The sequence below is a fragment of the Streptomyces sp. NPDC050535 genome (assembly GCF_044457665.1).
In the GTDB taxonomy this organism is placed as follows: Bacteria; Actinomycetota; Actinomycetes; order Streptomycetales; family Streptomycetaceae; genus Streptomyces.
Genome location: NZ_JBITHE010000001.1, coordinates 704,558 through 716,836, shown reverse-complemented (window position 1 = coordinate 716,836; position 12,279 = coordinate 704,558). Strand labels below are relative to the sequence as shown.

11 protein-coding genes are annotated in these 12,279 nt (G+C 70.4%); 1 reads left to right on the top strand and 10 read right to left on the bottom strand.

From position 1 onward, the window contains the following. Positions 1 to 8: 8 nt before the first annotated feature. The 10 genes from ACIBLC_RS03020 to ACIBLC_RS02975 all read right to left on the bottom strand — a co-directional run bounded on the left by ACIBLC_RS03020 (position 9) and on the right by ACIBLC_RS02975 (position 10,850). Positions 9 to 1,013 (bottom strand): sugar phosphate isomerase/epimerase family protein, encoded by a 1,005-nt coding sequence (locus tag ACIBLC_RS03020; protein ID WP_399208852.1) that lies wholly within the window; start codon positions 1,011 to 1,013, stop codon positions 9 to 11. 2 nt (positions 1,014 to 1,015) lie between these two features. Next, positions 1,016 to 2,275 carry a Gfo/Idh/MocA family protein gene (locus tag ACIBLC_RS03015; protein ID WP_399208851.1) on the bottom strand — a complete coding sequence of 420 codons (1,260 nt, stop codon included), beginning with the start codon at positions 2,273 to 2,275 and terminating at the stop codon, positions 1,016 to 1,018. A gap of 78 nt (positions 2,276 to 2,353) precedes the next feature. Further along, a complete protein-coding gene (locus ACIBLC_RS03010; RefSeq protein WP_399208850.1) occupies positions 2,354 to 3,391 on the bottom strand; it encodes a substrate-binding domain-containing protein in 1,038 nt (345 codons plus the stop codon). 17 nt (positions 3,392 to 3,408) lie between these two features. Then, on the bottom strand, positions 3,409 to 4,434 hold the full coding sequence (locus tag ACIBLC_RS03005) for an ABC transporter permease (RefSeq protein ID WP_399208849.1): 1,026 nt from the start codon (positions 4,432 to 4,434) through the stop codon (positions 3,409 to 3,411). Further along, entirely contained in the window at positions 4,431 to 5,948 is a 1,518-nt protein-coding gene (locus ACIBLC_RS03000) for a sugar ABC transporter ATP-binding protein (RefSeq protein ID WP_399208848.1), read from the bottom strand. Before ACIBLC_RS03000 ends, ACIBLC_RS03005 begins: the two co-directional genes overlap by 4 nt. A gap of 116 nt (positions 5,949 to 6,064) precedes the next feature. Beyond that, entirely contained in the window at positions 6,065 to 7,246 is a 1,182-nt protein-coding gene (locus tag ACIBLC_RS02995; RefSeq protein ID WP_399209269.1) for an ROK family protein, read from the bottom strand. 271 nt (positions 7,247 to 7,517) lie between these two features. After that, positions 7,518 to 8,192, bottom strand: a complete 675-nt coding sequence (locus ACIBLC_RS02990) for a GntR family transcriptional regulator (protein WP_399208847.1) — start codon at positions 8,190 to 8,192, stop codon at positions 7,518 to 7,520. A gap of 136 nt (positions 8,193 to 8,328) precedes the next feature. Next, positions 8,329 to 9,267: a beta-ketoacyl-ACP synthase III gene (locus tag ACIBLC_RS02985; protein ID WP_399208846.1), complete on the bottom strand. Its 939-nt coding sequence runs from the start codon at positions 9,265 to 9,267 to the stop codon at positions 8,329 to 8,331. Between the two features lie 139 nt (positions 9,268 to 9,406). Further along, positions 9,407 to 9,550 carry a hypothetical protein gene (locus ACIBLC_RS02980; RefSeq protein ID WP_399208845.1) on the bottom strand — a complete coding sequence of 48 codons (144 nt, stop codon included), beginning with the start codon at positions 9,548 to 9,550 and terminating at the stop codon, positions 9,407 to 9,409. Further along, positions 9,531 to 10,850: an OFA family MFS transporter gene (locus tag ACIBLC_RS02975; RefSeq protein ID WP_399208844.1), complete on the bottom strand. Its 1,320-nt coding sequence runs from the start codon at positions 10,848 to 10,850 to the stop codon at positions 9,531 to 9,533. The genes ACIBLC_RS02980 and ACIBLC_RS02975 overlap by 20 nt, the downstream gene beginning before the upstream one ends. Before the next feature lie 281 nt (positions 10,851 to 11,131). Here ACIBLC_RS02975 and ACIBLC_RS02970 point away from each other — a divergent pair, with 281 nt between their 5' ends. Next, positions 11,132 to 12,274 carry a 2-dehydropantoate 2-reductase gene (locus ACIBLC_RS02970; protein ID WP_399208843.1) on the top strand — a complete coding sequence of 381 codons (1,143 nt, stop codon included), beginning with the start codon at positions 11,132 to 11,134 and terminating at the stop codon, positions 12,272 to 12,274. Positions 12,275 to 12,279: the final 5 nt, after the last annotated feature.

Sequence of the window (12,279 nt, the reverse complement as noted above, 5' to 3'; positions counted from 1 at the left end):
TGTGCGGCCTAGTCGTTGCCGCCGAACGCCGCGTCGAAGGAAGCCGACGGCGGATCGAAATCGTAGGTCTTGAGACGGGTCAGGGCTTCCGGTGCGCCCTGCAGCCGGTCCATCCCGGCGTCCTCCCACTCCACGGAGATGGGACCCGTGTAGTCGATGGACCGCAGCATGCGGAACACGTCCTCCCAGGGAACGTCGCCGTGCCCGGCGGAGACGAAGTCCCAGCCGCGTCGCGGGTCGCCCCAGGGCAGGTGCGAGCCGAGCCGGCCGTTGCGGCCGTCGAGCCGCTTGCGGGCCTCCTTGCAGTCGACGTGGTAGATCCGGTCGCGGAAGTCGTAGAGGAAGCCGACCGGGTCGAGGTCCTGCCACACGAAGTGCGACGGGTCGAAGTTGAGGCCGAAGGCGGGCCGGTGGTCGACCGCCTCCAGGGCTTTGTGGGTTGTCCAGTAGTCGTAGGCGATCTCGCTGGGGTGGACCTCGTGCGCGAACCGGACACCCTGTGCGTCGAAGACGTCCAGGATCGGGTTCCAGCGTTCGGCGAAGTCCTGGTATCCGCGCTCGATCATCGACTCGGGCGCGGGCGGGAACATCGCGACCAGGTGCCAGATGGCGGAGCCGGTGAAGCCGATGACGGTGTCGACGCCGAAGGCGGCCGCCGCGCGTGCGGTGTCGGCGATCTCGGCGGCGGCCCGCTGCCGCACGCCCTCGCCCTCGCCGTCGCCCCAGATCCGGGCGGGCAGGATGGCCTTGTGGCGTTCGTCGATGATGGCGTCGCAGACGGCCTGGCCTACCAGGTGGTTGGAGATCGCCCAGCACTTGAGGCCGTACTTGTCGAGCAGCGCGTGCCGGGACTCGATGTAGGACGGGTCCGCGAGTGCCTTGTCGACCTCGAAGTGATCGCCCCAGCAGGCGAGTTCGAGTCCGTCGTAACCGAAGTCACGCGCCAGTCGGCAGACTTCCTCGAGGGGCAGGTCGGCCCACTGGCCGGTGAAGAGTGTGAAGGTACGCGGCATGGCTAAAGGCCTCCTCGAACCGCTATGGGCGTGTAGACGGAGTTCTTCTCGGCGCTCTCCTCCACCGCCGCGAGCACGCGCTGCACCTGGAGCCCGTCGGCGAAGGACGGCACGGGCCGCCGGCCGGCCGCGATGGCCCGCACCAGGTCACGGGCCTGGTGCACGAAGGTGTGCTCGTAGCCGAGGCCGTGGCCCGGCGGCCACCAGGCCTCCAGGTAGGGATGGTCGGGCTCGGTGACCAGGATGCGGCGGAAGCCCGCGTGCGCGCCGGGTTCGGCGTGATCGTGGTAGGAGAGCTCGTTGAGACGTTCCAGGTCGAAGGCCAACGAGCCTTTCTCGCCGTTGAGTTCGATGCGCAGCGAGTTCTTGCGGCCGGTCGCGAACCGGGTCGCCTCGAAGGAGGCGAGGGCGCCGGAGGCGAAGCGGCCCGTGAAGAGGGCGGCGTCGTCGACGGTGACCGGGCCGAGACCGCCGGTTCCCGAGCCGGATGCCGCCGAGAGACCGCTCGTCGCGGCGTCGGGCAGCGGTCGCTCGCGGACGAAGGTCTCGGTGAGCGCGGAGACGCCGACGACGGGTTCCCCCGCCAGATACTGGGCGAGGTCGATGATGTGCGCCCCAAGGTCGCCGAGCGCGCCCGAGCCCGCGTACTCCTTGCGCAGCCGCCAGGTGAGCGGGAACTCCGGGTCCACCAGCCAGTCCTGAAGGTACGTCACCCGGACGTGCCGCAGCGCTCCGAGGCGCCCCTCGGCGACCATCGTCCGCGCCAGTGCGGTCGCGGGGAGGCGACGGTAGTTGAAGCCGACCATGGCCAACTGGCCGCGCTTCTCGGCCGCTTCGGCCGCCTCCACCATCGCCTCGGCCTCGGCGACGGTGTTCGCGAGGGGCTTCTCGCACAGCACGTGCTTGCCCGCGGCCAGGGCGGCTACGGCGATCTCGGCGTGGGTGTCGCCGGGGGTGCAGATGTCGACGAGGTCCACGTCGTCCCGGGCGATCAGCGCCCGCCAGTCGGTCTCGGCAGCCGCCCAGCCCTGCCGGTCCGCCATGGCCCGGACGGCTTCGCCGTCACGGCCGCAGACGGCGGCGAGGACCGGTCGGCGCGGCAGGTCGAAGACGTGACCCACGGTGCGCCAGCCCTGTGAGTGGGCGGCGCCCATGAACGCGTAGCCGACCATGCCCACGCCCAATGGCGGCTTCTCGGCCTCGGCGTCCGCCGGCGCCCCGGCGGCTGCCTCGACCTCGTCGCCCTGGTGCGGCTGTCCCATGCGGATGTCCTCCTCGTCGTCGTGGCGCGGTGGGGGTGGGGCCTGGTCTCGAGAGCCAGGCCCCTGGTGCCGGTCGCCTCACTTGAAGCCGGTGGACATGTACTGGGCGACGTTCGCCTTGTCGACGACGGCCGAGTAGAGCGTCAGCGAGGCCGGGATCTCGAACTCGGCGAGCCCGCCGATGCCCTTGCTCTGGCCGAGCGCGCGGGCGAGGTCGATGGCGGAGGCCGCCATGGTCGGCGGGTAGAGGACGGTGGCCTTGAGGACGCCGTCGTCCGCCTCGATGGCCTGCATGGCGGAGAGCGCGCCCGCGCCGCCGACCATCAGGAAGTCGTCCCGCCCGGCCTGCTCGATGGCGCGCAGGGCGCCGACTCCCTGGTCGTCGTCGTGGTTCCACAGCGCGTCGAAGCTCGACTGGGCCTGGAGGAGCTGGGACATCTTCGCCTGTCCCGACTCGACGGTGAAGTCGGCGGCCTGCCGGGCGACCTTCTTGATGTTCGGGTAGTTCTTCAGGGCCGCGTCGAAGCCCTGGGTGCGCTGCTGGGTCAGTTCCAGGTTGTCCAGCCCGGCGAGTTCGATGACCTTGGCGTTCTGCTTGTCCTTGAGCTTCTCGCCGATGTAGTGACCGGCGTTGAGACCCATGCCGTAGTTGTCGCCGCCTATCCAACAGCGGTACGCCTGCGGTGAGTTGAAGATTCGGTCGAGGTTGACGACCGGGATGCCGGCCCGCATGGCCTGGAGGCCCACCTGGGTGAGCGCCTTGCCGTCGGCGGGCAGTACGACCAGTACGTCGACCTTCTTGTTGATCAGGGTCTCGATCTGGCCGATCTGGGCGGCGGTGTCGTTGGAGCCCTCGGTGATCTCCAGCGTCACGTCCGAGTACTTCTTGGCGCGGCTCTTGGCGTTGTCGTTGATCGCGTTGAGCCAGCCGTGGTCGGCCTGCGGCCCGGCGAAGCCGATGGTGACCGGCTTGCCGGGGGTGTCGGAGGCGGCCGGCTGGTCGTTCGCCGCAGCATCGTCGTCGGACTCGTTGCTGGTGCACCCGGCTAGCAGGACCCCGGCCCCGACGGCGGCGGTCCCGAAGAGCAGTCCTCTGCGGCTCGTGAGCTCTGGCATGGCGGTGGGCCCTTTCCTCAGGTCGTGCTTGCGGTACGGCGCTGGACGAGCACGGCGGCCACGATGATCGCGCCCTTGGCGATCTGCTGGACGTCGCTCTGCAGGTTGTTGAGCGCGAAGATGTTGGTGATCGTGGTGAAGATCAGGACGCCGAGGACCGAGCCGACGATGGTGCCGCGGCCTCCGCTGAGCAGCGTTCCGCCGATGATCGCGGCGGCGATGGCGTCGAGTTCGTACAGGTTGCCGTTGGTGTTCTGGCCCGATCCGGACAGGATGATCAGCAGGAACGCGGCGATGCCGCAGCACAGTCCGGAGAGCAGGTACAGGTAGAGCCGCTGGCGCCGGACGTCGATGCCCGCCAGCCGCGCCGCCTCCGCGTTGCCGCCGACGGCGACCGTGCGGCGGCCGAAGGTGGTGCGGTTGAGCAGCAACCAGCCGATGATCGTGACGACGGCGAAGACCATGACGAGCGGCGGTACGCCGAGCACGTACGAGTCACGCTCGCCGAGCTTCAATATGCTGTCGATGTCGACGATCTGCGTCTTGCCGTCGGTGATCTGGAGGGCCAGTCCGCGGGCCGAGGCGAGCATGGCCAGCGTCGCGATGAACGGGACCATCGCCCCGTACGCGATGAGCAGGCCGTTGACCAGACCGCAGCCGACGCCGACGAGTACGGCGGTGAAGAGGACGCCCGCGAAGCCGAAGTCCTGGGTGGCGACCGTCGTGGCCCACACCGAGGCGAGGGCGACGATCGCGCCGACCGACAGGTCGATGCCGCCCGAGGTGATGACGAAGGTCATGCCGACGGTGACGACGCCGATCACCGAGGCCTGGGTGAGGACGAGTTGGAGGTTGCGGGTGTCGAGGAACTCGTCGGGTTTGGTGATGCCGCCGATGAGGATCAGGGCGGCCAGCACCCCGAGGAGGGAGAGCGTACGGACGTCGGCCCGGGCTGTGACGGTCCGCCACGGTCCTGGAGTCCGGTCCACCGGCGGGACCTTGCGGATGTCACCGGGCCTGGGAGGTGACGCTGGCTGCGTCATGACGTTGACGTTCCTTCCATGACGAGGTCGAGGACACGGTGTTCGTCGAGTTCCTGGGCGCGGGCCGTGTGGACGACCCGCCCCTCGCGCAGGACGAGCACCCGGTCGGCGAGGCCGAGTACTTCGGGTACTTCGCTGGAGACCAGCAGGACGGCGAGGCCCTCGTCGGCGAGCCGCCGGATGACGGCGTAGAGCTCGGCGCGGGCGCCGACGTCGACACCCCGGGTCGGCTCGTCGAGCAGCAGCACCCGGCAGCCGCGCAGCAGCCAGCGCGCGAGCACGGCCTTCTGCTGGTTGCCGCCGGACAGCGTCCGGATCGGTGCGGACGGGTTGTCGGGGCGCAGCGACAGCTCGCGGGTGGCGGCTCGCGCCGCGCCGAGTTCGGCGCCCCGGTCGATCCAACCCCCGCGCGAGAAGCGGGACATGGACGACACCGACACGTTGCGGGTGACGGACTCCAGCATCAGCAGCGCCTGTGCCTTGCGTTCCTCGGGTGCGAGCCCGAGCCCGGCGCGTACGGCGGCGCGCACACTGCCGGGCCGCAACACCCGTCCGCCAACGAGGACTTGGCCGTGCGTCGCCTTGCGCGCTCCGTAGATCGTCTCCAGGATCTCGGAGCGCCCGGAGCCCACGAGTCCGGCGAGTCCGACGATCTCGCCGGGCCGCAGGTCGAGGTCGAGCGCCTCGAACTCCCCCGCCCGGGAGAGGCCTTTGACCTGGAGAACGGGTTCCCCGGCATGCGGCGTCACGGGCCGGTCCGGGAACACGTACTCGACATTGCGTCCCGTCATCAGCGACACGACCTCGCGCGTCGGCGTGGACTTGGCGGGCAGTCCGCCCGCCACGGCGCGGCCGTCCTTGAGGACGGTCACCCGGTCGCCGATGCGGCGGATCTCCTCCAGGCGGTGCGAGATGTAGACGACGGCGACGCCGGCCGCGGTGAGATCCGCGACGATGCGGAACAGGTTGTCGACCTCGTCGGGGTCGAGGGCGGCGGACGGTTCGTCCATCACGATGAGCCGTACGTCGTGGGAGAGCGCCCGCGCCATGGAGACGATCTGCTGCTGGGCGGCCGACAGTTCACCGACGAGCCGGGCGGGATCGATCTCCGGGTGGCCGAGCCGCTTGAGGAGAGCGGCGGTCGCCTCCTTCGCCGCCCTGCCCCGCACGACGAAACCGGCGGTCGTCAGTTCATGTCCGAGGTGGACGTTCTCGGCCACCGACAGGCCCTCCACCAGGTCGAGTTCCTGGTAGATGGTGGCGATGCCCAGGCGCATGGCGGCGATCGGCGAGCGCAGGGTGACGAGGTCGCCGCGCCAGCTGATGGTGCCGTCGTCGGGCTGGTGGGCGCCGGCCAGGACCTTGATCAGGGTGGACTTCCCGGCGCCGTTCTGGCCGAGCAGGCAGTGCACTTCGCCGGCCTGGACGTCGAGGTCGACGCCGTCTAGGGCCCGGACGCCGGGGAACGATTTGGTGATTCCGGACATGGTGAGCAGCGGTGGTTCTGGTGCCATGACTGTTCCCTTTGGCAGGCGTGCGGGCCGGTTTCAGGGCGGTGCGCGTGCTGAACGGGCATGTTGAGGGCAGGGCAGAGCAGGGCGCTGTGCTGGTGATCCGTCGAACCGAGTGGTTACGCGGGTGAGAACAGGTGGTCGCTGATGAGCCGGGCTCCGCCGATGACTCCGGCGGTCGGGCCCAACTCCCCCAGCACGATGGGAAGGTTGCCGGTCGCCAGAGGCAGCGACTGGCGGTAGACCTGGGTGCGGATCGCGGCGAGCAGGGTGTGGCCGAGACCCGTCACCCCGCCGCCGATCACCACCAGGCCCGGATTGAAGAAGCTGACGAGGCCGGCGATGACCTGGCCGGTGCGGTTGCCGCCCTCGCGGATCAGGTCGAGCGCGGTGGCGTCACCCGCGGCGGCAGCGGCGGCGACATCGACGGCGCTCAGACTGCCGTTCGCCTCCAGCCGGGTCGCGAGGGCCGTGGAAAGCCCCTGATGAGCGGCGTCCGTGGCGTCGCGGGCGAGCGCGGCGCCGCTGAAGTGGGCCTCCAGGCAGCCTCGGTTGCCGCAGGCGCACGGGCGGCCGTCGGGCACGGCCTGGATGTGCCCGATGTCGCCCGCGCTTCCCGTCGTACCGCGGTAGACCTCGCCGCCGACGACGATGCCGCAGCCGATACCGGTACCGATCTTGACGCAGAGGAAGTCGCCCACGGAGCGTGCGACGCCCGCGTGCTGCTCCCCCATGGCCATCAGGTTCACGTCGTTGTCGACCATGACCGGGCAGCCGAGGTCCTGGCTGAGTGCCTCCCTGACGGGGAAGCCGTCCCAGCCGGGCATGATCGGCGGGGCGACGGGGATGCCCTCGGGAAAACGGACCGGTCCCGGTACGCCGATCCCGGCGCCGTCGAATCCCTCCGCGAGTCCCGAGGCCCGCAACTTGGCCGCCATGGCGAGGACCTGCTCGAAGACCGCGACCGGGCCCTCGCGGACGTCCATCGGCTGGTTGATGTGTCCCAGCACTTCCAGCTCGGCGTTGGTGACGGCCACGTCGATCGAGGTGGCGCCGATGTCGACGCCGAGGAAGCGCAGCGCCGGCGCGAGCCGGATGTTGTGGGAGCGGCGGCCACCGCGGGACGCGGCGAGTCCGTCGGCCACCACGAGTCCGGTCTCCAGGAGCCGGTCCACCTCGACGGCCAGCTTCGACCGCGAGAGGTCGACCTGATCGCCCAGCTGGGCACGGGAGTTGGGGCCGCCGTCACGCAACAGCCGCAACAGCCGGGCCTGGTGCGCGTTGGCGGGTCGTGCCGTCATACGTCTCACGAGCCCCTCCCCGCCTCGATCGGCTTGCGTCCACCAGTTCCGGCCGGTTCGCCGGGCCTGCTTTCGAGTGGAACGTAGCAGCGGCTGCCTGGGGTGGGAAGAAGTCGCGCACAGATTGCCGCCAACTTTCTCCACTGACAGGACAAAGAGGCTTCCGCGCGCAGGCGAACGGGCCACGACCGAGGTCGCGGCCCGTCAGAAGGGGGGACGTGGGGAGAGGGGACCGTGAGGAGGGGGCGCGGTCGAGGGTCGAACCCCCGGCCTACCTCTCCCGCTCGTGGTACATCTTCCGCGTGTGCTCCGTGTGCGCGCGCATGACCGCCGTGGCGCCCTGCTCGTCGCGGCCCGCGATCGCCGCGATCAGCTGGCGGTGCTCGATCCAGGACTGCCGGCCGCGCTGCCGGGCGACCGGCGTGTAGTACCAGCGGACGCGCCGGTCGACCTGTGCGGCCAGTTCGGCGAGGACGGTGTTGCCCGCGAGTTCCATGACCTTCGCGTGCAGCCGGGCGTTCGTCACGACCGCGGCGTCCACGTCGTCGGCGGCGACCGCGCGCTCGCCCTCCGCGCACAGCTCCTCCAGGGCGGCGATGGCCTCGCTGCCCGCGTTGGCGGCGGCGAGCCGGGCGGCCTCGGCCTCCAGGAGCGTGCGGACCGTCAGGAGCTGGTCCGCCTCCTCCTCGGTCGGTTCGTGCACGAAGGCACCCTGGGCGGGCCGCAGATCGACCCAGCCCTCGGTGCTGAGCCGCTGGAGGGCCTCGCGCACGGGCTGCCTGGACACCCCGAGGTGTCCGGCGAGCTCACTCTCGACGAGGTGCTGGCCCGGCGCCAGGGCGCGGGTGGTGATGAGTTCGAGCAGCGCCTCGTAGACGCGGTCGCGCAACGGGCCGGGCCGTTCGAGCTTGGGCACCGCTCCCTGCGGCAGTCCTGTCGACAACATCGCGGTCCCCTCCTGGGCAGCGTGGCCGCTGCATTGCGAAAGCCAATTATGAATTGTCTTTCGCCTACAGTCTACGGCGCACAAAGGCCGACGGGCACCGGAATCGGGCTCGTCGCACCAGGACGGGGCGGGCTGTTCACGGGCAGCGGACGACCTGTCCGGCGTACGACAGGTTCCCTCCGAAGCCGAACAGCAGTACGGGGTCGCCCGTGGAGAGTTCCCCGCGCTCCACGAGCTTGGAGAAGGCGAGCGGGATACTCGCCGCCGAGGTGTTCCCCGACTCGACGACGTCACGGGCGACGACGGCGTTGACCGCCCCGATCTTCTCGGCGAGCGGCTCGATGATGCGCAGGTTCGCCTGGTGCAGGACGAGTCCGGCGAGGTCCTCGGGGGCGAGTCCCGCGCGCTCGCAGGCCTTGCGGGCGATGGCCGGGAGCTGGGTGGTCGCCCAGCGGTAGACGCTCTGCCCCTCCTGTGCGAACCGCGAGGGCGTGCCCTCGATCCGCACCGCGTTGCCCATCTCGGGCACCGATCCCCACAGCACCGGGCCGATCCCCGGGTCGTCGGACGCCTCGACCACGGCGGCCCCCGCCCCGTCGCCGACGAGCACACAGGTCGTACGGTCGCTCCAGTCCGCCACGTCGGACATCTTGTCGGCGCCGATGACGAGGGCGCGGGTCGCGGCGCCCGCGCGTACGGCGTGGTCCGCGGTGGCCAGCGCGTGGGTGAAGCCCGCGCAGACGACGTTGATGTCCATGGCGGCCGGCGAGGGGACGCCGAGCCGGTTGGCGACGCGGGCGGCCATGTTCGGGGAGCGGTCGACGGCCGTGGAGGTGGCGACCAGGACCAGGTCGATGTCGCTCGGGGTCAGGCCCGCGGCGGCGAGCGCCTTGGCGGCGGCGTGCGCGGCCAGCTCGTCGACGGGCTCGTCGGGACCCGCGATGTGCCGTGTGCGGATGCCCACCCGGCTTCTGATCCACTCGTCGTTGGTGTCGACCAGGGCCGCCAGGTCCTCATTGGTGAGCACCTTGGCGGGCTGGTAGTGACCGACGGCGGCGATCCGTGAGCCGTTCATGGGTGGGTCCCCCTCGTTGCCTTGGGTAGCGGGATCCTCCAGTGTGATCAGTGACCCATCGGTACGACGGCAGGTGATGCCACAGGATTGGGGCGCCAGGCTTGTCGGCTTCTGTCAGACCCGCCGGGCAGCCGAACAGTCATCCCGTGAACAGCTGAGTCGCTTTCTGTACGAGTTCGTAGACCCCGTAGGCGAGCGGCGCCCCCACCCAGAGCCAGGCGAAGGCGATCAGGGGCCGCCGGTCGCGCGTACCGCCGGCTGTTTCAGGCGGACTGCTGGACATCCGAGGCCTCCCTGGGTGCGGGAATGTGGTGGCGGGCGTGGACGGGTCGTACGAGCTCGTTGGCGACGAACCCGACGGCGAGCAGCCCGATCATGATCAGGAACGACAGGCCGTAGAGCGAGGCGCCGTGCTTGCCCGCCTCCTCCTGCCGGTCGGCGATCCAGTTCACGATCAGCGGGCCCAGGACACCCGCCGTGGACCAGGCGGTGAGCAGCCGGCCGTGGATCGCGCCGACCTGGTAGGTGCCGAAGAGGTCCTTCAGATAGGCGGGGATGGTCGCGAAGCCGCCGCCGTAGAAGGAGAGGATCACCAGCGCGCAGAGGATGAAGACCGGCTTGGAGGAGTCGCCGACCCAGGCGATGGTGGCGTACATCAGCGCGCCGACGCCGAGATAGACGCGGTAGATGTTCTTGCGTCCGATCAGGTCGGACGTCGAGGACCAGCCGATGCGGCCCGCCATGTTGGCCGCGGAGAGCAGCGCGACGAATCCGGCGGCGGCCGAGACCGACACCGGGGTCGAGGTGTCCGCGAAGAAGTCCGTGATCATCGGGGCGGCCTTCTCCAGGATGCCGATGCCCGCGGTCACGTTCATACAGAGGATCAACCACAGGCACCAGAACTGCGGGGTGCGTACGGCGTTCCGGGCCGAGACCTGTACTCCGTCGAGTGAGCTGGGGCCGGTCGCGACGGGCTTCTCGGACCGCGGCACCCGCACCAGCAGCACGCCGAGCGACATGAAGACGGCGTACGTCAGCCCGTGCACCAGGAAGGCGAGCGCGATCCCGGAGGAGTCGGAGCCGAAGGACTCCAGCATCTGCGCGGACCACGGCGAGGCGATCAGCGCGCCGCCGCCGAAGCCCATGATCGCGATGCCGGTGGCCATGCCCGGCCTGTCCGGGAACCACTTGATCAGGGTCGAGACGGGCGAGATGTAGCCGATGCCGAGGCCTATGCCGCCGACGAATCCGTAGCCGAACACGATCAGCCAGTACTGCTCGGTGGCGGCGCCGAGCGAGGCGATCAGGAAGCCGGAGGAGAAGCAGACGAGGGCGACGGTCATCGCCCAGCGCGGCCCGTTGCGCTCCACGAGTGTGCCGCCGAACGCGGCGGACAGGCCGAGCATGACTATGCCGAGCTGGAAGGGCAGCGCGCTCTGGGTACCGCTGAGGTCGAGGGCGGATTCCAGGGGCGGCTTGAAGACGCTCCAGGCGTAGGCCTGGCCGATGGAGAGGTGGACTGAGAGGGCCGCGGGCGGGACGAGCCAGCGGCTCCAGCCGGGGGGTGCGACAGGGGGGCTCATGATCCGGAACGATAGGAAGCGGTTGTCCGTTCGGGAACCCGCGCGGCAGGAACTCGTCGACCGTATGCGATGAGCGGTACGCCCGACGCGACGAACGGCGGCCGGGGCCCGACGAACGGTTCACGCCGACGTGATCGCGCCATCAGCTCCGGGCCCGCGCGCGAGGACCGTCCGGACGTGGCACCGGGCGAGGCTCCGCAGGCCCCTCCGGGCGCGACAGGGCGCGACGGAGGACGCGGCGGTGCACCGCGGAGGGCACAGCGACCGCCACCCCGGAGGGCATGGCGCCCGACGCCCGGGAGAAGCCGCGCAAAGGCAGCGCAAAGGCAGCGTTGTCAGCCACCGGTGTGCCGTCCCAGCCCTTGCCGCCCATCATTCCATCCTGTAGACAATATTTCGTCGACAGAGTTCGGCAGTTCCTCGGTACCCTCGACCGAACGGAGCGCCACACAGTGAAAGTCGCAGTTCTGGGCGCCGGTGCGATCGGCGCCTACGTCGGCGCCGCGCTGCACCGCGCAGGCGCCGATGTGCACCTCGTCGCCCGTGGACCACATCTCGCGGCCATGAGGCAGCACGGAGTCCGCGTGCTCAGCCCCCGTGGTGACTTCACCGCGCGTGCCCACGCCACCGACGACCCGGCCGACATCGGCCCGGTCGACTACGTCTTTCTGGGTCTGAAGGCCAACTCGTACGCGGCGTGCGGGCCGCTGATCGAGCCACTGCTGCACGACAGGACGGCGGTCATCGCCGCGCAGAACGGCATCCCCTGGTGGTACTTCCACCAGCACGGCGGGCCGCACGACGGCCACCGTGTCGAGAGCGTGGACCCCGACGGCGCGGTCAGTGCGGTGCTCGCGCCCGAACGGGCCATCGGATGCGTGGTGTACGCCGCGACGGAGCTGGAAGGACCGGGAGTCGTACGCCACTTGGAAGGCACCCGGTTCTCCGTCGGCGAACCCGACCGGTCGCTGTCCGCGCGCTGCGAGGCGTTCAGCGGGGCCATGCGGGAGGGCGGGCTCAAGTGCCCGGTCGAGCGGGACCTGCGCAACGACATCTGGCTCAAGCTGCTCGGCAACATCTCCTTCAACCCGATCAGCGCGCTGTCCCGCGCGACGATGCGGCAGATGTGCCTGCATGGCGGCACCCGCGAGGTCATCGAGATCATGATGGCCGAGACGCTCGCGGTCGCCGAGGCCCTGGGCTGCGAGGTGGGCATCTCCATCGAGCGGCGCATGGCGGGCGCGGAGCGCGTCGGCGACCATCGCACCTCCACGCTCCAGGACCTGGAGCGCGGCAGACCACTCGAACTCGACGTGCTGCTCGCGGCCGTCGTGGAGCTGGCGGAGATCACCGGGGTCCCGGTGCCGACACTCCGTACCGTCCACGCCATCTCGGACCTGCTCGCGCTGCGGACCGCGGCATGAGAAGA

What these genes read in the sequence shown, in the direction of transcription:
- ACIBLC_RS03010 (WP_399208850.1), bottom strand. Translation starts at nt 3,391, where the DNA reads ATGCCAGAGCTCACGAGCCGCAGAGGACTGCTCTTCGGGACCGCCGCC.
- ACIBLC_RS03015 (WP_399208851.1), bottom strand. Translation starts at nt 2,275, where the DNA reads ATGGGACAGCCGCACCAGGGCGACGAGGTCGAGGCAGCCGCCGGGGCG.
- ACIBLC_RS02990 (WP_399208847.1), bottom strand. Translation starts at nt 8,192, where the DNA reads ATGTTGTCGACAGGACTGCCGCAGGGAGCGGTGCCCAAGCTCGAACGG.
- ACIBLC_RS02985 (WP_399208846.1), bottom strand. Translation starts at nt 9,267, where the DNA reads ATGAACGGCTCACGGATCGCCGCCGTCGGTCACTACCAGCCCGCCAAG.
- ACIBLC_RS02995 (WP_399209269.1), bottom strand. Translation starts at nt 7,246, where the DNA reads ATGACGGCACGACCCGCCAACGCGCACCAGGCCCGGCTGTTGCGGCTG.
- ACIBLC_RS02980 (WP_399208845.1), bottom strand. Translation starts at nt 9,550, where the DNA reads ATGTCCAGCAGTCCGCCTGAAACAGCCGGCGGTACGCGCGACCGGCGG.
- ACIBLC_RS02970 (WP_399208843.1), top strand. Translation starts at nt 11,132, where the DNA reads ATGGCGCCCGACGCCCGGGAGAAGCCGCGCAAAGGCAGCGCAAAGGCA.
- ACIBLC_RS03005 (WP_399208849.1), bottom strand. Translation starts at nt 4,434, where the DNA reads ATGACGCAGCCAGCGTCACCTCCCAGGCCCGGTGACATCCGCAAGGTC.
- ACIBLC_RS02975 (WP_399208844.1), bottom strand. Translation starts at nt 10,850, where the DNA reads ATGAGCCCCCCTGTCGCACCCCCCGGCTGGAGCCGCTGGCTCGTCCCG.
- ACIBLC_RS03000 (WP_399208848.1), bottom strand. Translation starts at nt 5,948, where the DNA reads ATGGCACCAGAACCACCGCTGCTCACCATGTCCGGAATCACCAAATCG.
- ACIBLC_RS03020 (WP_399208852.1), bottom strand. Translation starts at nt 1,013, where the DNA reads ATGCCGCGTACCTTCACACTCTTCACCGGCCAGTGGGCCGACCTGCCC.